The organism is Mesorhizobium sp. CNPSo 4670 (assembly GCF_057784235.1).
In genome coordinates this window covers 1-20062 of sequence record NZ_JBWJFQ010000012.1, presented here as the reverse complement: position 1 = coordinate 20062, position 20062 = coordinate 1, and the positions used below count along the sequence as shown (strand labels likewise).

The following is a 20062-nucleotide window of genomic DNA, read 5'->3' as shown; positions in this document are numbered from 1 at the left end:
TGATTTCGTCCGTTCGAGTCTGAAGGAGACCGACATGACCACGTTTGATTTCGCCACCGAGACCTCGCGCATCACCTCGCGTCCGGCCGTTGCGACGCGCGTGGCAAACACTGTCTCCAACGTTTACCGCGCCTGGAAAAACCGCCGCGCCTTCTATCGCCTTGGCGAGATGTCGGATTCCGAACTCGCCGATATCGGCCTGACGCGCGCCGACCTCCATGTCGCCATCGACATACCGTTTGGCCGCGATCCGACGAAGATCTTGCGCGCAATCGCCAGCGATCGCGTCGAAACGATCGAGGACCTCGCCCGCAAGGTGGCCTGATCGCCCGGCTTGGTTGCTATCACATCGGTTGCCGTGAACCTTTTTGAGGTTCGACGCGACTGACGAGTATGCAGGCCCCACTCCCTGCCGGATCCCCGCCGGCCCGCCTGCACTCTGGCCCGGTCCTCCCAGGACCGGGCTTTTCTTTTGAAGGGCCGATCGGGTTACCGCCGGTCCATGTCCCGCTTGAACTGGTCGAAGATCGTTTCCACGCCCTTCTGATATTCGTCACGCTGCTGGGCGCCAGTCTCGAACATCTTGCCGAACAGGTCGTCGAACGGGTTCCTCGGCCGGCCGCTCGGATTGGTCTGCGGTTGCGGCGCCTGCCGCTGCGGTGGTGCCTGTGGCTGTTGCGGCGCCGGCTGTCCGCCCCCGCCGAAGCCGCCACCACCTTGCCGCAGCATCTCCTCGAAGATCTTGCCCAGCGGGTTGTCGCCATAGGGGCTCTGGGTCTGCTGTGGTTGCGATTGCTGCGGCTGCGGCGCCCCACCGCCGAACATGTCTTGCAGCACCTTGCCGAGCGGATTGTCGCCATAGGGATTGGGTGCCGGCTGAGGCTGGCTTTGCGGCTGCGGGGCACCGCCGCCGAACATGTCCTGCAAAACCTTGCCGAGCGGGTTGTCCATCGGATTCTGCGGCTGCGGTGCCTGGCGTGGCTGCGGAGCGGGGGCTTGGATGCCGCTTTGCCGCATCATCTGCTCGATGATCTCGCCGAGCGGATTGTTGCCGCCGCCAAGGCCGCCGGCGGCTTGCATCTGATTTGTCGTCTGCTTGAACAGCCCGCCCATGACCATCGAGGCGATCGCCGGCAGCATCTGTTGCAGGATCTGCTGGCTGACGCCGCTGGCCTGCGCCGCCTGGCTGGCCACGGCCCGCGACAGGTCCTTCGAGCCGAACAGGTGCCCCAAAATGCCGTTGCCCTCATCGACGCCTTGCGGCGAGAAGGCTCGGTTTGCGTCCTCGAAATACTTGGCGTGCTGGCCGCTTGCCATTGCCGTCATGAAGGCGCCGAGCCCATAGGGATCGGCAGTGTTGCGCTGCAGCCCCTGCGAAAAGGCCGGCAGCAGAGCGGCAACGGCCGCCTGCGTCTGCTGCATCGAAAGCCCGTATTGCTGGGCAAGGGCCTGCATGCCGTTGCCGTTCTGGGCCTGCGCCAGCATATCGAACAAGGTAGGCATCGGCTTTCTCCTCCGGGAAATCCTAGGGTGGAGAGCCTAATTCGTTTCGATGGCCGATTGAAGCGGCTTTTGCCAATCAATCGGCCGCGCCTGCACTCGCAGGGTTAGTAGGCGTATTCCATGAAGACCGGCTCGATCGAGCCGCCCCAGCGCGTGTGGTAGGCGGAGAGCATCTCCTCGGCGCTGGTGGTGCCGCGTGCGACCACTTCATCGAGCGTGTTGAGGAACGAGGTCTCGTCATAGCCGTCGCGGTTCTTGCGGCCACGATTCTTCAGGCCCATGCGCGAGATGACCATCACGTCGCGGGCGATCTCGCGCAGCGTGGTGTTGCGGAAGGGCGCTGAAATGCCTTGTTCCGGCACCGCGTTGCGCATAGCCAGCACTTCGTCATATGTCCAGCTTGAGGTCAGTGCCTCGGCGGCGTCGAGCGCTGCCTCGTCATAGAGCAATCCGACCCAGAAAGCCGGCAACGCGCAGATGCGCCGCCACGGCCCGCCATCGGCGCCGCGCATCTCGAGGAAACGCTTCAGCCGCACGTCCGGGAACAGCGTCGATAGATGGTTCGCCCAGTCGCCCATTGTCGGCAGCCCGTCCGGCACTTCATTGCGCGCGGCGCCGGCCATGAACTGGCGGAAGGTGATGTGCGTCATGTCGTGATAGTGGCCGTCGCGGATGACGAAATACATCGGCACATCAAGCGCCCATTCGACATAGTCGGCGAAACCGAAATCGGGCGAGAAGCAGAATTCGAGCAGGCCCGAGCGCTGGTTGTCGGTGTCGCGCCAGATGTCGCCGCGCCAGCTCTGCAATCCGTTCGGCCGGCTCTCGGTGAACGGCGAATTGGCGAACAATGCCGTCGATAGCGGCTGCAGCTTCAGCGACACCTGCATCTTACGGCGCATGTCGGCCTCGCTCTCGAAGTCGAGGTTCACCTGGATCGTGCAGGTGCGGTACATCATGTCGAGACCCTTGGTGCCGACCTTGGGCATGTAGCGCGTCATGATCTCGTAGCGCGACTTCGGCATTTTCGGCGTTTCGGCCAGCGACCATTTCGGGCTGCCGCCAAGGCCGAGAAAGCGAATGCCCATCGGCTCGGCGATCTCGCGTACCTGCGCCAGATGGGCATTGCCCTCGCGGCAGGTCTGGTGGATCGTCTCCAGCGGCGCGCCGGACAGCTCGAACTGGCCACCGGGTTCCAGCGAAATCGCACCCTGGCCGGTCGGCTCGACCAGGCCGATGATGCGGCCGTCATCGATGATCGGATCCCAGCCGAGTTTTTGCTGCATGCCTTCGAGGATGGCGCGGATGCCGCGCTCGCCGCCATAGGGCACGGGCGCGTTGCCATCGACATAGAACGGGAATTTTTCGTGCTCGGTGCCGATGCGCCACTTGTCGCGCGGCTTGTTGCCTTCGGCCAGATGCTCGACGAGCTCATCGACGCCTTCGATCGGGCGGAAATCGGTAGTATCGCGCGCCATGACAAAGCCCTCCGCACATGATCCCGAAAATCGGCTTTCGATTTTCGAAAAGGATCATGTGCCCCTTCAAAATGCTACAGCGTCGTTTGCGCGTCCGAAAGGACGCGCGAAGTTGTAGGACGGTCGGACGACCGCCGGCGCTAGATGGACGAAATGTCAGTAGTCGATCAAGCGAAAAATCCTGAGCCACAGGTCAACAGGAATTGAACGATACGGCGCTCTCCGTCCCTTGCAAGAAATGAAGTCTCACCAGTCTCCTACGGTTGCCTGGATCACCGCAAGTGCTGCCACCGCCGCCGTGTCGGCGCGCAGGATGCGCGCTCCGAGTGGAATGGCTGTCACGAAGGGAAGGGCGCGCAGCATCTTGCGCTCGTCATCGGAAAAGCCGCCTTCGGGCCCGACCAGCAGCCCAAGTTTCTTTTCCCTGACCGCCTGCAGAGCCGGCAGCGGGTTGTTGGTCGAGGCGTCCTCGTCGCAGAAGATCAACCGCCGCTCTCTGTCCCAGCCGGTCAGCAGGCGGTCGAACTTTTCGGCTTCGCGCACCTCCGGCACCGCCAGGATGCCGCATTGTTCGGCGGCTTCGACGACATTGGCGCGCAGACGATCGATGCTGGGCTTGGCCACTTGCGTGTGCTGGGTGATCACCGGCTGCAGGATGCCGGCGCCCATCTCGACAGCTTTCTGCACGAGATAGTCTAGCCGGCCCTGCTTCAGCGGCGCAAAGCAGTAGATGAGATCGGGCAGCGGCGGTTGCGGCCGCTGCAGCGTCAGCACCTTCAGCTGCACCGCCCTTTTTGATTTCGCCGCAATGGCGGCCGACCATTCACCGTCACGACCGTTGAACACCAGGATTTCGGCGCCTTCGCCAAGCCTCAGCACATGCAGCAGATAGTGGCTCTGCTGCTGACCGGCATCGAACTCGATCGCGGGCCCGAGGTCGTCGGGCACGAACAGGCGTTGCATCTTGTAATTGGCGCGCATCGCCGAGGAATGAGCGAGCCGCCCGCCGGCGTCAAGCCTCAGCGGTCGGATGCCACACCGGCCGAAAGCCGTGCTGCAGGACGGCGAGCGTCGTGGCCGGCGTCAGCAGCGCAAGCGCCTTGCCTTCGAGCAGGCTGAAATCGCCGGGTGGGCCATATCCGGCAAAAGACCAGCGCAGCGCCTTGCGGCCGCGCAAGGCATAGGCGGTGCCCCCATCAGCAAGCATCGCACCGTCGGGAAGACCGGCAAGTTCCTCAAGGGCCAGCATCGGTGGCTTGCCACCGGACGCCAGCCGCTCCTTGTGCAGCCGCTTGTCGACCTGCGGCGCACGTGGCTCGGCAATGCCGAAGGCATCGCCGAAGCGGCCGACGAAATCCTTGGCCCGTTCGCGCTGGCAAAAGAAGCAGGGGCGATGCCCGGCCGCCAGCGCCGTCACCTCGTCAAGGAAGAACAGCTCGGTCCAGCCCGCTTTGCCACCCAAATGGTCGTCGCTCTTCCGGTTCCGCCCCATCGGCTCGCGCCGCACGTTGCGGAATTGGCATACGCAAACGATCCAGGCCGGAAGCGCCCAGCGCTTTTTCAACAGTGTCTTTGTCTCGGGATCGTGGATGATGCCGCGATTGCCGGTGAACAGCCCGCGCTCGGGCACGGCGTGGATGGCGCCGAACGGATCGACCCGATTCTGCAGTGGCATAGTTTTCTCCCGCAACACGCATCTTGGCTGCAACGCTGGCGGCATGATATCGCTCGTCGCATCATTTTCATGTCAGCAGGGTTTTGCGATGCGGGTGCTGGTGGTCCAGAACTACGACAATACCGGCCTTGGCCAGGTAGGCGCGGCCCTGGCGGAAGCGGGCGCCGACCTCGATCTGCGCTTGCCCTACAAGGGCGATCCCCTGCCGGATGATGCGGCCGGGCACGATGCCATGGTGGTGCTCGGCGGTGGCCAGAATGCGCTGGACGATGACGACTACCCCTATTTCCCGGCTCTGCTCGAACTGACCCGCGATTTCGCCGACAACGACCGTGCCGTGCTCGGCATCTGCCTCGGCAGCCAGCTCGTTGCCCGCGCTTTCGGCGGCGAGAACCGCATCGGTGGCGCCAACGAGTTCGGCTGGCACGGCGTGTCGCTGACCCCGGACGCCAAGGCCGATCCCGTGCTTGGCGCGTTGCCGGAAAAATTCCCGATCTTCCAGTGGCACGACGACACGTTCGTGCTGCCTGAGAACGCCGTGCGGCTCGCCGGCAACGATGTCGCCGAGAACCAGGCGTTCCGCGTTGGCCGTGCCGTCTACGGCTTCCAGTTCCATTTCGAGGCCGACCGCCCGATGGTGCAGGACTGGAGCACGTCCTTTGCCCCGACCATCGCCGCGCGCCATCCCGATTGGGCTGGCAAGCTCGATGGCGAAATGGCCCGTAACGGGCCTGATGCCGACGCTGCCGGCCTGGCCATTGCCCGCGCCTGGGTCGCGACGATCTGAGCGTCCAACCCTCGGCGCCTCGCCGCGTGACATAATTGGCACGCAGTGGTGAAACCGCCTGGGGAAAACCCCTTTCATCCTTGGCTTGTGTCCGCCCATCATCCTAGAAGGCGCGCGCTCTGCATCGGCTGTGCAACCGCGATGAACCTTTGGTGTGACCCGCGCGACACACCGTCGATACAGAACGCGCCTAGAAGCGCGAAATCGTCGAAACTTTGAAGCGAATTCTCCGTTTCAACGCATTGGTAACCGCCTGGTGCACAGATGCAGCAAGCTCAACAAGAGATGACGTCCGTGAAAGCAGCGCTTCTGTCCTTTGCCATGTTGTCCGCCATCGTGCTGTGCGGCCTCGGCATCTATTCCGCCGACGCAGCCAACAACCACAACGCCGTCGACGGCTACGGCGTCACCGCCTCGCTTCGCTAAAAGCCGGAACGTTTTCGCGTCCCCGGACGCGCCGCTCACGCTTCCTTTGTCGTCCCAGGCTCCTTGATCGTGATCGTCAGGATGCGTTTGTCCGGGCCATCGACGACGAGCGCTGTGAGCATCCCTGATTGCCAGGCAAGCGTGTCGACATTGACGCGGTTGGCCATCACTTCTGCTTCCGGCACCGGCGTGTGCCCGTGCACCACGATCTTCGGGAACAGGCCCTGGTAATTGTGGAAGACGTCGCGGATCCAGATCAGATCCTGTTGGTCTTGCTTCTCCAGAGCAATGCCCGGTCTGATGCCTGCATGGCAGAAGAAGAAATCACCGAAAGTCAGTGAGAAGGGCAGCGAGCGCAGGAAGTCGACGTGGTCTGGCGGCATGGCCTCGACCAGGGCCGCGTGACCCCGCCGTATAGTCTCCGCCTTGCCGAACCAGCTGGCGTCCGCGGTCAGGGACACACCATACGACAGCGCCGTCTGGGTGCCGCCATAGCGCATGAAAAGTCCTTCGGGATCCGGAGTTCGCAGAAAATCGAGAAAGCCGATGTCGTGATTGCCGGCCAGCATCAAATGGCGCGGATCTCGTGCTCGTGCTTCGATCAGAAAATCGATGACGCCGCTGGAATCCGGCCCGCGGTCAACATAATCGCCGAGGTGGATCACGCGCCAGTCTCGAGCCGGTTTCCATTCCAGTTCGCTCTCGATGCGTTGGTGCATGGCGGCCAGCAGGTCGAGCCGGCCATGCACGTCGCCGATCGCGTAGAGACGCACACCCTCCGGCCCATGCGCGTCGAGAAAATGGATGCCGGGTTCTGCCAACTCTGCGCTGTCTCCGTGGTCAGGCTGTCACGGACTTAGCGTCGGAGCTGGTCCTTGCCCATGTCGGTGACCAGACGCTTTCCGCACAGCGCCAGCGTGATGTCCATCTCTTTGCGGATGATTTCCAATGCCTTGGTAACTCCTTCCTTGCCGAGCGCGCCCAGGCCGTAAAGAAATGGCCGGCCGATATAGGTGCCCTTGGCGCCGAGGCAGAGCGCCTTCAGCACATCCTGGCCCGAGCGGATGCCGCCATCCATGTGGACTTCGATCGTGTCGCCGACCGCGTCGGCAATCTCCTCCAGTGCCATGATCGAAGACGACGCGCCGTCGAGCTGGCGCCCACCATGGTTGGAGACGATGATGGCGTCGGCGCCGGTCTTGGCCGCCATCAGCGCGTCTTCCTTGTCGAGAATGCCCTTGAGGATCAGCTTGCCGCCCCAGCGTTCCTTGATCCAGGCGACATCCTTCCACGACAGATGCGGATCGAACTGCTCGGTCGTCCAGGAGGACAACGAGGCGACGTCACCGACGCCCTTGGCGTGACCGACAATGTTGCGGAAGGTGCGGCGCTTGGTGCCGGCCATGCCCATCCACCAGCGCGGGCGCATGGCGATGTCAGCGATGTTGGCCAGCGTCATCCTGGGCGGCGCCGAAAGTCCGTTGCGGACATCCTTGTGGCGTTGTCCGAGGATCTGCAGGTCGAGCGTCAGCACCAGCGCCGAGCACTTCGCCGCCTTTGCCCGGTCGATCAGGTCGAGCACGAAATCCTTGTCGCGCAGCACATAGAGCTGGAACCAGAATGGCTTCTTGGTCACCGAGGCGACGTCCTCGATCGAGCAGATGCTCATCGTCGACAGGGTAAATGGCACGCCGAACTCCTCGGCCGCCTGCGCTGCCAGCATCTCGCCATCGGCATGCTGCATGCCGGTCAGGCCGGTCGGCGCCAGCGCCACCGGCATTGTCACCTTTTCGCCGATCATGGTCGATTCCAGCGAGCGGTTGCTCATGTCGACCAGCACGCGCTGGCGGAATTTGATCTTGGCGAAATCCTCCTCGTTGGCCCGGTAGGTACTTTCAGTCCAGGCGCCGGAATCGGCGTACTCGAAGAACATTTTTGGCACGCGCCGGCGCGCGAGGTCCTTGAGATCGGCGATGGTGAGGATTTGGCTCATGAGGGTCCCCACTTATCAGTCCTGGAAGCGTCTGCGTGTGGGTTCATCTGGCCCCTTCAGAACGTTGCCTGAGCCTCAGCCGCGAGACGCGTTGCCAGTCGCCGCTGCGCTCGGCCTCGGCCATCGACCGCTCGACATAGATCATGTGGTCCATCGCCGCTTGCCGCGCGGCCGCAGGGTCACCGGCCTTCACCGCGGCATGGATCGCCCGGTGCTGGGCAAGCAGCGCGTCGCGCGCGCCGGGCACGGTGAACACCAGCAGCCGGTTCTGGAACACGCCTTCCGACAGCAGCCGGTAGCAAGAGCGCAGCGTGTGCAAGAGCAGGATGTTGTGCGCGCACTCGCAGATCGCGTGATGGAACTCGACATCGATTTCGGCTTCGCCGTCGAAATCGCCGGTCCGGTGCGCTTCGTCCATGCGCGCCATGATGCGGTCGAGCAGCGCCAGATCCTCCGGCGTGGCGCGTCGCGCCGCATACTCGGCCGCGACGCCCTCGATCTCGCGGCGGTATTCCAGGTAGTCGGCCACCGCCTTGCGATGCATCGAGATCAGGTCCGCCACCGGCTTGGTGAACAGCTGGCCGATGATGTCGGCGACATGCGTGCCGCCGCCGGGCCGCGTCGTCAAAAGGCCGCGCCCTTCGAGCGCCTTCAGCGCATCGCGCAGGATCGGCCGCGACACGTCGAACTGGCGTGCGAGCTCGCGCTCGCCCGGCAACCGGTCGCCGGTGCGCAGCACGCCTTCCAGGATGAGGCTCTCGATCTGCTGCACCACCTCGTCGGCGGTGCGCGAATGCTCGATCCTGGAAAAAATGTCGCTCAACAGAATGCCTGGAAGGTGAACCGCTGTCGTGCAGGATAAAGCCTGCGTCGCCAACTGGTCAAATTATTTATCCAATTGGTCGAAGCGGGTCGATTTTGACGCCTGACGCCATATCGTCTTCGGCTAAACTTTGCTGTTTGCGTCATCTGGCCATTGGCCCTAGAGGGACGCAATGTAAGAGGGTCTAGAGAACCCCGGGGGACAAGCCGTGTCAGACGACCCGTCCAATCTCGAGTTCCAGCCGCGCGCCAAGGGCAGCGTCATGGGTTTTCCCGCGCATGAGGGCCGGCCCGGTGCGCTTGGCGAGGTCCATGCCCGGCCGCATCCGCTGATCGACAAGCCGCGTGTCCTGGTGCAACTCGCCTTCATGACCGAGGGCGGATCCGGTGTCGACCATGCGGTGCTGTCCGAACTATCGCGGCGTCTGGGCATTGCCGCGCCCGACCGCCAGGCCCGCCACCACGCCATGAAGTGGGGCAAGGGCTCGCTGCGCTGGGAGCGGCACACGGAATTCTCGACCTATCTGTGGGAAGGCCCGCTCTCCGAAAGCGGCAGGGCGCTGGAGGACTCGCCGTTCGGCAACGGGTTTTCCCCGCCGGGAACCGTCATCTCGGGGATCAGGCTCGAAATCCGCAAGTGGACGCAAGCGAGTGAGCGGCTGATCGCCGGCTTCGACCCGACCAGCCTGTGCTATTCGCTGGTCGAACGCGGCAACGCCGCCATCGTCACCGATTTCCGCCAGGATGGCGACGGCATGACCCGAATGCTGGTGCTCGACCGCGGCCTGACCCCGGCGCGAACGGGGGCGCTGTCGCAACGGCTGATCGACATCGAAACCTACCGAACGCTGGCCATGCTTGGCCTGCCATTGGCGCTGACCCTGTCCGGCCGCGCCCGCCGCATCGAGGACAGGCTGGCGCAGACCACGCTGGAAATGAAGGTCGCCGAAACCCGCGACAGCCAGACGCTGCTGGCAGACCTGACCGAGCTTGCCGCCGAGTTGGAAGCGGACGCCGCGTCGAGCCTCTACCGTTTCGGCGCCAGCCGCGCCTATGACGGCATCGTCGTCGAGCGGCTGGAGGCGCTCGACGAAGAAGCCGTGCCCGGCTACGACACCTGGGGTGGGTTCCTGCAGCGCCGCGTCGCACCGGCCATGCGCACCTGCCGTTCGGTCGAGGAGCGCCAGGCCAATCTGTCGCGCAAGCTGACCCGCGCCACCACGCTGCTGCGCACCTGGGTCGATGTCGAGGTCGAGAAGCAGAACCGCGACCTGCTGGCGTCGATGAACAATCGCGCCCGCCTGCAACTGCGCCTGCAGCAGACCGTCGAAGGTCTCTCGGTCGCCGCCGTCTCCTACTATGTGGTCGGCCTCGTCGGCTATGTCGCCAAGGGCGCCTCGATCTTCGGCCATGCCTTCGCGCCGGAGGTCGTCACCGCGGCCTCGGTACCCGTCGCCATTCTGCTGGTGTGGTGGGGCGTGCGGCGCGTGCGCCGGATGCATTCCGAACCTGGCAAGCCGGCGGGCGAATAATACTTGTATCCGCAGCGGCAGATTGCCGCTGCGGAAGCCTGTCCGGCGGTGACTTTGGACTTTCCGCCAAAGCGGGATTTGCAACCACCGCGCTTCACTGGTAAAAGATTTTGACCAGTCAAGTAAAACGAGGCTGCAGATGTCCGGCCTGGCCATGCCGAAACCAGACGACGCCACGATGCGCCGGCGCGACGAGATCGTCGCCGACATGCGCATCATCGTGCCGGGCGAGGGCGTTGTCGACGCCGCCAATTCCATGCGGGCCTTCGAGAGCGATGGCCTGACCGCCTATCGGCAGCTGCCGCTGGTCGTCGTGCTGCCACAGACGGTGGCGCAGGTTTCCCGCGTGCTGAAATACTGCGACGACCGCAACATCCGCGTCGTGCCGCGGGGCTCCGGCACCTCGCTGTCTGGCGGCGCATTGCCGCTGGAAGACGCGGTGCTGCTGGTCATGAGCCGTTTCAACCGCATTCTTGCGATAGATTTCCCCAACCGCGTCGTCGTCGCCCAGCCGGGCGTCACCAATCTCGGCATAACCACCGCCGTCGAGCAGGAGGGCTTCTACTACGCCCCCGATCCATCCTCCCAGATCGCCTGCTCGATCGGCGGCAATGTGGCTGAAAATTCGGGCGGCGTGCACTGCTTGAAATACGGCCTCACCGCCAACAATGTCCTCGGCATCGAGATGGTGCTGATGAATGGCGAGGTGGTGCGGCTCGGCGGCAGTCACCTCGACGCCGAAGGTTACGACCTGCTCGGCGTCATGACCGGTTCCGAAGGACTGCTCGGCGTCGTCACCGAGGTCACCGTGCGCATCCTGAAAAAGCCGGAGACCGCACGCGCCTTGCTGATCGGCTTTCCGACCAGCGAGCAGGGCGGCCAGTGCGTCGCTGACATCATCGGCGCCGGCATCATTCCGGGCGGCATGGAAATGATGGACCGGCCGGCGATCCATGCCGCGGAAGATTTCGTCCATGCCGGCTATCCCCTGGATGTCGAGGCGCTGCTGATCGTCGAGCTCGACGGGCCGAGTGTCGAGGTCGATCACCTCATCACCGCTGTCGAGGCGATCGCCATCCGGAACGGCTCGACCACCTGCCGTATTTCGCAGTCGGAGCAGGAGCGGTTGAGCTTCTGGGCCGGCCGCAAGGCGGCCTTTCCGGCGGTTGGCCGCATCTCGCCCGACTATTACTGCATGGACGGCACCATCCCGCGCAAGGAACTGCCGCGCGTGCTCGCCGGCATGCGCGAGCTGTCGGAGACATACGGTCTCGGCGTCGCCAACGTCTTTCACGCCGGCGACGGCAATCTGCATCCGCTGATCCTCTACGATGCCAATGTGCCGGGCGAACTCGACAAGGCCGAAAGCTTCGGCGCCGACATATTGCGGCTGTGCGTCAAGGTCGGCGGCGTGCTCACTGGTGAACACGGGGTGGGCGTCGAGAAGCGCGACCTGATGCCGGAGATGTTCAACCAAATCGACCTCGACCAACAGATGCGGGTCAAATGTGCTTTCGATCCCAATCATCTTTTGAATCCCGGCAAGGTCTTCCCGCAGCTTCGCCGCTGCGCCGAACTCGGCCGCATGCACATTTCCGGCGGCAAGCTGCCGTTTCCGGACATTCCGAGGTTTTGAGGGGAAATGTCGGCGCTTGAACACCCCCCTCTGTCCTGCCGGACATCTCCCCCGCAAGGGGGGAGATTGGCTGGCCGCAATGCTGGTGCTTGTCCTTCAACCAAAGGAATTTGCGAAAGCCGTGGTGACGATCTGATCTCCCCCCTTGCGGGGGAGATGTCCGGCAGGACAGAGGGGGGTGGGAAGGATCGCGGCATCTCCACACCTCTGTTTGGCGCAGGCTTCGCCCAATACCCGAGTGAGGTCTGAATTGCTGTTCAAGCAATCCTCGCTGGACAAGATCGCGCGCAAGGAGGTGACGCTCGCCTTCCGCCGCTGGAAGCGGCCGACGGTCAAGGCCGGCGGGCGGGTGAGGACGGCGTCGGGCGTCGTGCTGATCGGCGATATTGCGATCGTGGACATGTCCGCACTGACGGAAAAGGACGCAACTGCGGCCGGCTTTCCGGCACTCGGAGCTCTTCAGGAGATGCTGGGCTCCCATGACGGCACCCCGGTCTACCGCATCGAACTCAACGGTATCGAACCCGACGAACGCGTTGCCTTGCGTGGCGAGGCCTCGCTTTCCGATGCGGATTGGCACGCCTTGACCGCACGATTTGCGCGCTGGGATAAGACGGCACCGGGTTACTTCCCGTCGATCCTGCGGACGATCGGCGCCCACCCGGAAGTGCGGGCGGCTGAGCTGGCTGCGATGGCCGGCGTCGAAACGCTGAAATTCAAGCAGGATGTCCGCAAGCTCAAGGAACTCGGCCTCACCGAGAGCCTCGAGGTCGGTTACCGGCTGTCGCCAAGGGGCGAAGCCGTGCTCGAAAAGCTCCGGGAGCACAGGCTTTGACGTCTTTTACCCCGACCACATCGGACGAAGTCCTGTCCACCGTCGCCTGGGCGGCGGCGGAGGAATCTCCGCTGGAAATCCTTGGACATGGTTCCAAGCGCGGCATCGGTCGTCCGCAACAGAGCGAACACACGCTCGACTTGTCCAAGCTTACCGGCGTTACGCTCTATGAGCCCGCCGAACTGGTGCTGTCGGCCAAGGCCGGCACACCGCTGGCCGACATCGAAAAGCTGCTGGCACAAAACAGCCAGCAGCTCGCCTTTGAGCCGATGGATTACGGCCCGCTGCTCGGGGGCGAAGCTGGCAAAGGCACCATCGGCGGCGTGCTTGCCGCGAACCTTTCCGGTCCGCGCCGGCTGAAGGCAGGTGCTGCGCGCGATCATATCCTGGGCATCAATGCCGTTTCAGGCCGCGGCGAGGCCTTCAAGTCCGGCGGCCGCGTCGTCAAGAACGTCACCGGCTACGATCTGTCGAAGCTGATGGCCAACAGCTGGGGCACGCTGGCCGCTTTCACCGACGTCACCTTCAAGGTACTGCCCGCCGCCGAGACCGAGGTCACGCTCGCCATCCGCGGCCTGCTCGACGACGCGGCCGCCGCCGCCATGGCCCTGGCGCTCGGCTCCAGCGCGGAAGTGTCGAGTGCCGCCCATCTGCCCGAACGCGTCGCCGCGCGCGTCGCCGCCGGCCAGCTCGGCAACGATGCCGCGACGTTGCTGCGCGTCGAAGGGTTTGGCCCTTCCGTCGCCTATCGCATCGCCGCTCTGAAAACATTGCTCGGCAAGGCCGGGCCGCTGGAGGAGATTTCCGGCGAGGCTTCAATCGCCATATGGCGCGATGTGCGCGATTGCAGGCCTTTCGCCGACGGCAGCGAGAAACCGGTCTGGCGCGTCTCGATGACGCCGGGAGAGGGCCACCAAATGGTGTTGACACTGCGCATGCAGGCCGCCGTCAGTGCTTTTTATGACTGGCAGGGCGGGCTGGTGTGGTTGCGTATGGAGGAGGGTGATCCGGAAGCCGCTTTGCTGCGCGGGCTGTTGAGAAAGCATGGCGGCGGCCATGCAACCTTGGTACGCGCGGCACCCTCCCATCGCGCTGCCTTGCCAGTGTTCGAACCGCAGGCGCCTGCATTGGCGGCACTCAGTCAGCGCCTGAAGCAGGAATTCGACCCGAAGAACATCCTCAATCCCGGCCGCATGGCCTAGGACTTACGCGATGCAGACCAACTTCTCGCTTGCCCAACTCGCCGATCCTCATGTCGCGGAATCGGAAAAAATCCTGCGCAAATGCGTGCATTGCGGCTTCTGCACCGCCACCTGCCCGACCTATGTGACGCTCGGCAATGAGCTCGATTCACCGCGCGGGCGAATCTACCTGATCAAGGACATGCTGGAGAATGGCCGCCCCGCCGACAAGGAGATCGTCACCCATATCGACCGCTGCCTGTCCTGCCTTGCCTGCATGACCACCTGCCCTTCGGGCGTCAACTATATGCATCTGGTCGACCACGCCCGCGCCCATATCCAGGAGACCTACAAGCGGCCCCTGCTTGACCGCTTGACCCGCGCCATGCTCGCCTTCGTGCTGCCCGATCCCGCGCGCTTCCGCGCAGCGCTCAGGCTGGCGAGGCTGGGCAAGCCGTTTATTGGCTTGTTCGAACGGGTCCCGGCGCTGAAGCCGCTCAGCGCGATGCTCAAGCTCGCCCCGGCATCGATCCCCGCAGTCTCACCGATGGCCTCGCCGGGTATCCACGCCGGGCAAGGGGCCAAAAAAGGCCGCGTCGCCATCCTCACCGGCTGCGCGCAATCTGTGCTTGATCCCGCCATCAACGAAATGACGATTGCGCTGCTGACGCGGCTTGGCGTCGAGGTCGTGGTGCCGCCGGGCGAGGGCTGCTGCGGCGCGCTGGTCCATCATATGGGGCGGGAACAGGCTGCGCTTGCCTCGGCGAGGCAAAATGTCGACGCCTGGACGCGCGCCATCGACCAGAGCGGGCTCGATGCCATCGTCATCACCGCATCCGGCTGCGGCACGACGATCAAGGACTATGGCTTCATGCTGCGGCTCGATCCGGCCTACGCCGACAAGGCGGCGCGGGTGTCGGCGCTGGCCAAGGACATCACCGAGTATCTGGCCGGGATCGAGCTGCCCGAGCCGGTGCGCAAGCCGGGCACGGTCGTTGCCTATCATTCGGCCTGTTCGATGCAGCACGGCCAGAAGATCACCCGCCAGCCGAAGGAATTGCTGACCAAGGCCGGATTCATCGTGCGCGAACCGCGGGAGGGCCATCTGTGCTGCGGTTCGGCCGGCACCTACAACATCCTGCAGTCCGAGATTTCGGCCAGGCTGCGCGACCGCAAGGTAAAAAACATCGAGGCCACGGGGGCCTCGATCGTCGCCACCGGCAACATCGGTTGCATCACCCAGATCGCGTCCGCGGCGAAGATGCCGGTGGTGCACACGATAAAGCTGCTCGACTGGGCCTATGGCGGGCGAAAGCCGGACGGCGTTGCGGAAGACAGCCTGATCGCCGCGGAGTAGGCCTCTGTGGCTGTCTCGGCGCTTACTCGGCCGCCAGCCTGTCGGCCGTGCCGTAGGTCGCTTCATAGAGCGCGCGCTGCCGGCTGAGCGCCACCATCGTGTTGCGCAGCAGGATCGCCACCGTGATCGGGCCGACGCCGCCCGGCACCGGCGTGATCCAGGAGGCCACTTCTCGGACGCTCTCGGTGTCGACGTCGCCGACGATGCGGCTGGACCCATCAGGCCCGATTTCGGAATTGATGCCGATGTCGATGACCGCCGCACCCGGCTTGACCATGTCGGCCTTGATCAGCCGAGGCTTGCCGACGGCGACGAACAGCGCGTCGGCCCGCCGCGCATGCGCGGCAACCGATCGCGTCATGTGATGGCAGACCGTCACCGTCGCACCTTCGCTCATCAGCAGGAAGGCGATCGGCTTGCCGACAATTTCGGAATGGCCGACGATGACCACTTCCAGCCCCTTGAGATCGAGGCCGGTCTCCTTCAGCAGCTCGACCGAGGCGGCCGCGGTGCAAGGCGCGAGGTCGAGCTGGTTGTAGACGATATTGCCGATCGAAGCCGGATGCATGCCCTCGACATCCTTGAGCGGATGCACTGCCGCCTGCAGCGTCCTGACCGGGATATGCGCCGGCACCGGCCGCTGGATGATGATGCCGGTGACGCGCGGATCGGCATTCAGGCCGTGGATGGCCGCTTCCAGTTCGCCTGATGTGATGGTGGCGGGAAAGCGCCGTTCCTCGAAATCGATGCCGGCCAGCTGCGCCTTGGCGCGCTGGTTGCGCACATAGACATCCACCGCTGCGGTGTCGCCGACGGTGATCGAAATCAGCTTGGGCGGAAACCCCTCGGCTTTGGCGATCGCTGCATCCTCGCGCACGGCGGCAATGATGCGCTGGGCAACCGGGCCGCCCTTGAGATAGCGGCTGTCGTCGGACAGGGACATGGGTGAACCCTTTTGCTTGGTTGCCGCCGACATAGCAAAAGAACATCGCCAAGGGCAGCGCGAAAGCGAACCGTCATGCTTTTTGCGCGACGTGCCGACCGGGGAGTGTCTCGCTGACCCTCAGGCTCCGGTCGAAACGGAAAGGGCAGCGCGGTTTCCCGTGCTGCCCTTCCTGACTGGCCGCATCCCCATACGGCCCGTCCCCCATATCTTCAGACTGGCCGCCAAAAGCGAGGTGCTTTGCCGACCAAGTGATTCGTCGCCGGAACTATATCACCTCGACCGTGGTTCCGACATTGACCCGTTCATAGAGGTCGACGACGTCCTCGTTGCGCATGCGGATGCAACCTGACGACACCGCGCCGCCGATTGTCCATGGCTGGTTGGTGCCGTGGATGCGATACTCGGTCGTGCCGATATAGAGCGCGCGTGCGCCGAGCGGGTTCTCCATGCCGCCGGCCAGGTAGGTCGGCAGGTAGCGGCCCTTGGCGGCTTCGCGCTTGATCATCTGCGCCGGTGGGCGCCAGTCCGGCCACTCGCGCTTGTTGGTGATCTTGTGCGTGCCCGACCATTCGAAGCCGGGTTTGCCGGTGCCGACGCCGTAGCGCCGTGCCTTGCCGTTCTTCTCGACCAGAAAGAGGAAATTCTGGGTCGTATCGATGACGATCGTGCCCGGCTTCTGCGGGCCGTCATAGGCGACTTCCTGCGGCAGGTAGATCGGGTTGATCTGCGGACGCATGACCATCCGCTTGGAAGGCTGCTGCACCGCTGCCGTCTGCACCCGGTCAGGCTGCCCCGGTTGAGCGTAGCGCAGGCGCGGCTGCTGCACGACCTGGCGGTTCTGGCGAACGATGCCGGGCGCATGGCCAAGCTGCAGCACCCAGGGGGCGGAAAGGTCGGGGCTCACCATAACCGGCGGCCTGTCGGCGTAGCGATCGCCGGCGGTTGAAGGCGTGACGCCTGCGGCAAACACAGCCACGGCGCCGAGCACGGGAAACAAAACTGTCTTCATCGGAACGCACCTTGATCGTCTGATACGACCGGGTGGAAACGCCCCCCGGTTCAGCGATCATTGGCGCGCAAGCAGCAACCGAAACATGAATCGGAATGCGTAAAATGCGTAAGTGTCAGTAAAGCTTTTGGTGTGGTTACCGCCGGGTTCAGGAATCTGGTAAAGCCGCAGTAAATGCAGCGCAAAGGCGCATTAACGAACGGATCTTTGGCTATGGAAAAAGAAAACACCGGCCTGCTCGCCGGCCCCGACGGTGTCGCGCGTTGCTTTTGGCACGGCAATCTGCCCGACTATCTGCACTACCACGATCATGAATGGGGCCGGCCGGTGGCGGACGACCGCAGGCTGTTCGAAAAGATCTGCCTCGAAGGTTTCCAGTCGGGCCTGTCGTGGCTGACCATCCTGCGCAAGCGGGAGAATTTTCGTGAGGCCTTCGCCAATTTCGAATTCGACAAGGTCGCCGCCTTCACCGACAAGGATGTCGAGCGCCTGCTTGGCAATGCCGGCATCATCCGCCATCGCGGCAAGATCGTCTCAACCATCAACAACGCCAAGCGTGCCCGCGAGATGGCCGATGAATTCGGCTCGCTGGCCGCCTGGTTCTGGAAGTTCGAACCCGGCAAGGACGAGCGGCCCGAAATCGTCGATCTCGCCCATCTGCGCGCCAACCCGACCACGGCGGTCTCGGTTCGCATTTCGAAGGAGCTGAAGAAGCGCGGCTGGAGCTTTGTCGGCCCGACCACGGTCTACGCCTTCATGCAGGCCATGGGCCTGGTCAACGACCATCTCGAGGGCTGCGTCTGCCGCAAGCAAGTCGAGAAAGAGCGAAAGGCTTTCAAGCGGCCGAAGTAGCGGCGCTTGCATCCCCTTTTGGTGAGTCGCCCGAAGGCGCGGGTGGGTACCTTCAGGTGCCGTTGGCGCTGGCCAGGAAAAGCCCGGCGACAATCGCCACCACCGTGGCCACGGTCGGGTAGATCACCAGCAGGCCGGTCATCAATGCGTCGCGCATGGATGGTCCCTTGCCGGTGTCGGCCGGTATCTCGAACGGACCAGCAGCCTGGCTGACCATTTTCTGGGCGTGGAGGTCGGCTGGACGCAGGCGCGTGGGCACTTCGCCTGCGCCGACGGCATGGAATCTCGCTGTGCTGGTCATGGCCCGAACCCCTTCGTGTCGGCGCGACTTATCGGCCGCGATTGTGTCGGCACGATGCCGTACCCATGGCGGGATTGTTTCATTTTCGGTGCGTTCTTGTTTCAGGGTGGTTCGGTTCGGTCTTCTCCCGGCACGGAGAGGCAAGGCGGCAAACCCTTGCCGCACAAAGCTGCATCGGTTAGGACACGCGCGCTGCGGAAATAGGAAATTTCCTATCGCACATCGCCACGAAACACCGAGTACCCATTCCATGGCCGACAAATCGGAAAAGACGAAAGCGCGGTTGCCGCGCGGTTTTGCCGACCGCAGCGCCGAAGACATCCGCGCCGTCGAGAAGATGATGGCGACGATCCGCTCGGTCTATGAGCTCTATGGCTTCGAACCGGCCGACCAGCCGTTGATCGAATACACCGATGCGCTGGGAAAGTTCCTGCCCGACCAGGACCGGCCGAATGAAGGCGTGTTCTCCTTCCAGGATGATGACGACCAGTGGCTCTCACTGCGCTACGACCTGACCGCGCCGACGGCGCGCTTTGTCGCCGAGAATTACGAGCGGCTGCCCAAGCCCTATCGCAGCTACCGCTCCGGTTGGGTGTTCCGCAACGAGAAGCCTGGCCCCGGCCGCTTCCGCCAGTTCATGCAGTTCGATGCCGACACGATCGGCACGCCGGGCGTGGCGGCGGACGCCGAGATGGCGATGATGATGGCCGACGTGATGGAAGCGCTCGGCATCAAGCGCGGCGACTACGTCATCCGCGTCAACAACCGCAAGGTGCTGGACGGCGTGCTGGAGGCGATCGGCCTTGGCGGCGACGACAATGTCGGCCGCCGGCTGACGGTGCTGCGGGCGATCGACAAGCTGGACAAGCTCGGGCCCGACGGGGTGAGACTTCTGCTTGGGCCGGGGCGTTGGGATGGCGGCAAGGAAGGCGAGGGCGACTTCGCCAAGGGCGCCGGGTTGAATGACGGGCAAGCCGAGGCAGTTCTTCGTGCGACAGCGAGGAATGCACAGGCCGGTCAGGATTCCAGCGTCAGCACGAATGCGGTCTACCAGGAAGGCGTTGGCGAGATCAAGACGATCGAAGCCCTGGTCCGGGCAGCGGGATACGCCGAAGACCGTATTGCAATGGACCGTTCCGTCGTGCGCGGCCTAGAATACTACACCGGCCCAGTCTTCGAGGCCGAACTGCTGGCCGAGATCCCCAATGAGGACGGCCAGATCGTCCGCTTCGGCTCCGTCGGTGGTGGCGGCCGTTATGATGGCCTCGTCTCGCGCTTTCGCGGCGAGCCGGTACCGGCGACCGGTTTCTCCATTGGCGTCTCCCGGCTGATGACCGCGCTGAAGAACCTCGGCAAGCTCGACAGCGCGGACGTGATCGCGCCGGTCGTCGTGCTGGTCATGGACAAGGACACCGACAGCCTCGGCCGCTACCAGAAGATGGTGGCGGATCTGCGCGCCGCCGGCATCCGCTCTGAAATGTATCTCGGTGGCGCCGGCATGAAGGCGCAGCTCAAATATGCCGACCGCCGCGGCTGCCCGGTCGCAATCATCCAGGGCGGCGACGAACGCGCCAAGGGCGAACTGCAGATCAAGGACCTGATCGAAGGTGCGCGCATGTCGGCCGAGATCACAGACAACGCCGAATGGCGCGCCGCGCGCCCGGCCCAGGTGACGGTGGCGGAAAGCGAGCTGGTCGCCGAGGTGAAGAAGATCTTGGCGGCGCAGGCC

20 protein-coding genes are annotated in these 20062 nt (G+C 64.1%); 10 read left to right on the top strand and 10 right to left on the bottom strand.

From position 1 onward, the window contains the following. Positions 1 to 34 precede the first annotated feature (34 nt). A complete protein-coding gene (locus tag AC0ZT5_RS20100) occupies positions 35 to 325 on the top strand; it encodes a DUF1127 domain-containing protein (RefSeq protein WP_477290140.1) in 291 nt (96 codons plus the stop codon). A 164-nt stretch (positions 326 to 489) separates the two neighbouring features. Here the strand turns inward: AC0ZT5_RS20100 and AC0ZT5_RS20095 are convergent, their stop codons facing one another. The 4 genes from AC0ZT5_RS20095 to AC0ZT5_RS20080 form a co-directional block, all read right to left on the bottom strand. Next, a complete protein-coding gene (locus AC0ZT5_RS20095) occupies positions 490 to 1503 on the bottom strand; it encodes a DUF937 domain-containing protein (RefSeq protein ID WP_488497828.1) in 1014 nt (337 codons plus the stop codon). 104 nt (positions 1504 to 1607) lie between these two features. After that, a complete protein-coding gene (locus AC0ZT5_RS20090) occupies positions 1608 to 2981 on the bottom strand; it encodes a glutamate--cysteine ligase (protein ID WP_477225528.1) in 1374 nt (457 codons plus the stop codon). A 246-nt stretch (positions 2982 to 3227) separates the two neighbouring features. Next, positions 3228 to 3962, bottom strand: a complete 735-nt coding sequence (locus tag AC0ZT5_RS20085; RefSeq protein WP_488497827.1) for a 16S rRNA (uracil(1498)-N(3))-methyltransferase — start codon at positions 3960 to 3962, stop codon at positions 3228 to 3230. 31 nt (positions 3963 to 3993) lie between these two features. Beyond that, complete coding sequence (locus AC0ZT5_RS20080; RefSeq protein ID WP_488497826.1) at positions 3994 to 4656, bottom strand: hypothetical protein; 663 nt, start codon at positions 4654 to 4656, stop codon at positions 3994 to 3996. 88 nt (positions 4657 to 4744) lie between these two features. On the opposite strand from AC0ZT5_RS20080, the gene AC0ZT5_RS20075 reads away from it, so the two are divergent. Both AC0ZT5_RS20075 and AC0ZT5_RS20070 read left to right on the top strand, forming a co-directional pair. Beyond that, positions 4745 to 5443, top strand: a complete 699-nt coding sequence (locus AC0ZT5_RS20075) for a type 1 glutamine amidotransferase (RefSeq protein ID WP_488497825.1) — start codon at positions 4745 to 4747, stop codon at positions 5441 to 5443. Between the two features lie 294 nt (positions 5444 to 5737). Continuing rightward, a complete protein-coding gene (locus AC0ZT5_RS20070) occupies positions 5738 to 5869 on the top strand; it encodes a hypothetical protein (protein ID WP_257784452.1) in 132 nt (43 codons plus the stop codon). 35 nt (positions 5870 to 5904) lie between these two features. On the opposite strand, the gene AC0ZT5_RS20065 is transcribed toward AC0ZT5_RS20070, so the two are convergent. The 3 genes from AC0ZT5_RS20065 to AC0ZT5_RS20055 are packed head-to-tail and all read right to left on the bottom strand — an operon-like array spanning position 5905 to position 8685. Next, positions 5905 to 6690, bottom strand: coding sequence for a metallophosphoesterase family protein (locus AC0ZT5_RS20065; protein WP_488497824.1), 786 nt, complete (start codon positions 6688 to 6690; stop codon positions 5905 to 5907). Between the two features lie 35 nt (positions 6691 to 6725). Next, positions 6726 to 7862: an alpha-hydroxy acid oxidase gene (locus AC0ZT5_RS20060; protein ID WP_488497823.1), complete on the bottom strand. Its 1137-nt coding sequence runs from the start codon at positions 7860 to 7862 to the stop codon at positions 6726 to 6728. Between the two features lie 43 nt (positions 7863 to 7905). Beyond that, on the bottom strand, positions 7906 to 8685 hold the full coding sequence (locus AC0ZT5_RS20055) for an FCD domain-containing protein (RefSeq protein WP_488497822.1): 780 nt from the start codon (positions 8683 to 8685) through the stop codon (positions 7906 to 7908). 208 nt (positions 8686 to 8893) lie between these two features. Here AC0ZT5_RS20055 and AC0ZT5_RS20050 point away from each other — a divergent pair, with 208 nt between their 5' ends. The 5 genes from AC0ZT5_RS20050 to glcF all read left to right on the top strand — a co-directional run bounded on the left by AC0ZT5_RS20050 (position 8894) and on the right by glcF (position 15225). Beyond that, positions 8894 to 10216: a DUF3422 family protein gene (locus AC0ZT5_RS20050; RefSeq protein WP_477290124.1), complete on the top strand. Its 1323-nt coding sequence runs from the start codon at positions 8894 to 8896 to the stop codon at positions 10214 to 10216. A 139-nt stretch (positions 10217 to 10355) separates the two neighbouring features. Then, positions 10356 to 11852: an FAD-linked oxidase C-terminal domain-containing protein gene (locus AC0ZT5_RS20045; RefSeq protein ID WP_488497821.1), complete on the top strand. Its 1497-nt coding sequence runs from the start codon at positions 10356 to 10358 to the stop codon at positions 11850 to 11852. A 250-nt stretch (positions 11853 to 12102) separates the two neighbouring features. Beyond that, positions 12103 to 12687 carry an ASCH domain-containing protein gene (locus AC0ZT5_RS20040; RefSeq protein WP_488497820.1) on the top strand — a complete coding sequence of 195 codons (585 nt, stop codon included), beginning with the start codon at positions 12103 to 12105 and terminating at the stop codon, positions 12685 to 12687. Further along, positions 12684 to 13889, top strand: a complete 1206-nt coding sequence (locus AC0ZT5_RS20035) for an FAD-binding protein (RefSeq protein WP_488497819.1) — start codon at positions 12684 to 12686, stop codon at positions 13887 to 13889. Before AC0ZT5_RS20040 ends, AC0ZT5_RS20035 begins: the two co-directional genes overlap by 4 nt. 10 nt (positions 13890 to 13899) lie before the next feature. Further along, entirely contained in the window at positions 13900 to 15225 is a 1326-nt protein-coding gene (gene glcF / locus AC0ZT5_RS20030) for a glycolate oxidase subunit GlcF (RefSeq protein WP_488497818.1), read from the top strand. A 22-nt stretch (positions 15226 to 15247) separates the two neighbouring features. Here the strand turns inward: glcF and AC0ZT5_RS20025 are convergent, their stop codons facing one another. Then, positions 15248 to 16168: a bifunctional 5,10-methylenetetrahydrofolate dehydrogenase/5,10-methenyltetrahydrofolate cyclohydrolase gene (locus AC0ZT5_RS20025; RefSeq protein ID WP_095088843.1), complete on the bottom strand. Its 921-nt coding sequence runs from the start codon at positions 16166 to 16168 to the stop codon at positions 15248 to 15250. A gap of 268 nt (positions 16169 to 16436) precedes the next feature. Further along, a complete protein-coding gene (locus tag AC0ZT5_RS20020; protein WP_488497817.1) occupies positions 16437 to 17180 on the bottom strand; it encodes a L,D-transpeptidase in 744 nt (247 codons plus the stop codon). 213 nt (positions 17181 to 17393) lie between these two features. Here AC0ZT5_RS20020 and AC0ZT5_RS20015 point away from each other — a divergent pair, with 213 nt between their 5' ends. Next, complete coding sequence (locus tag AC0ZT5_RS20015) at positions 17394 to 18032, top strand: DNA-3-methyladenine glycosylase I (protein ID WP_184871953.1); 639 nt, start codon at positions 17394 to 17396, stop codon at positions 18030 to 18032. A 52-nt stretch (positions 18033 to 18084) separates the two neighbouring features. Here AC0ZT5_RS20015 and AC0ZT5_RS20010 read toward each other — a convergent pair whose 3' ends face one another. Next, positions 18085 to 18333 (bottom strand): hypothetical protein, encoded by a 249-nt coding sequence (locus AC0ZT5_RS20010; protein ID WP_488497816.1) that lies wholly within the window; start codon positions 18331 to 18333, stop codon positions 18085 to 18087. Positions 18334 to 18583: 250 nt separating this feature from the next. Between AC0ZT5_RS20010 and hisS the strand changes: the two genes are divergently transcribed. Continuing rightward, the coding region (hisS, locus tag AC0ZT5_RS20005; protein WP_488497815.1) for a histidine--tRNA ligase at positions 18584 to 20062 on the top strand (1479 nt) is incomplete at its 3' end.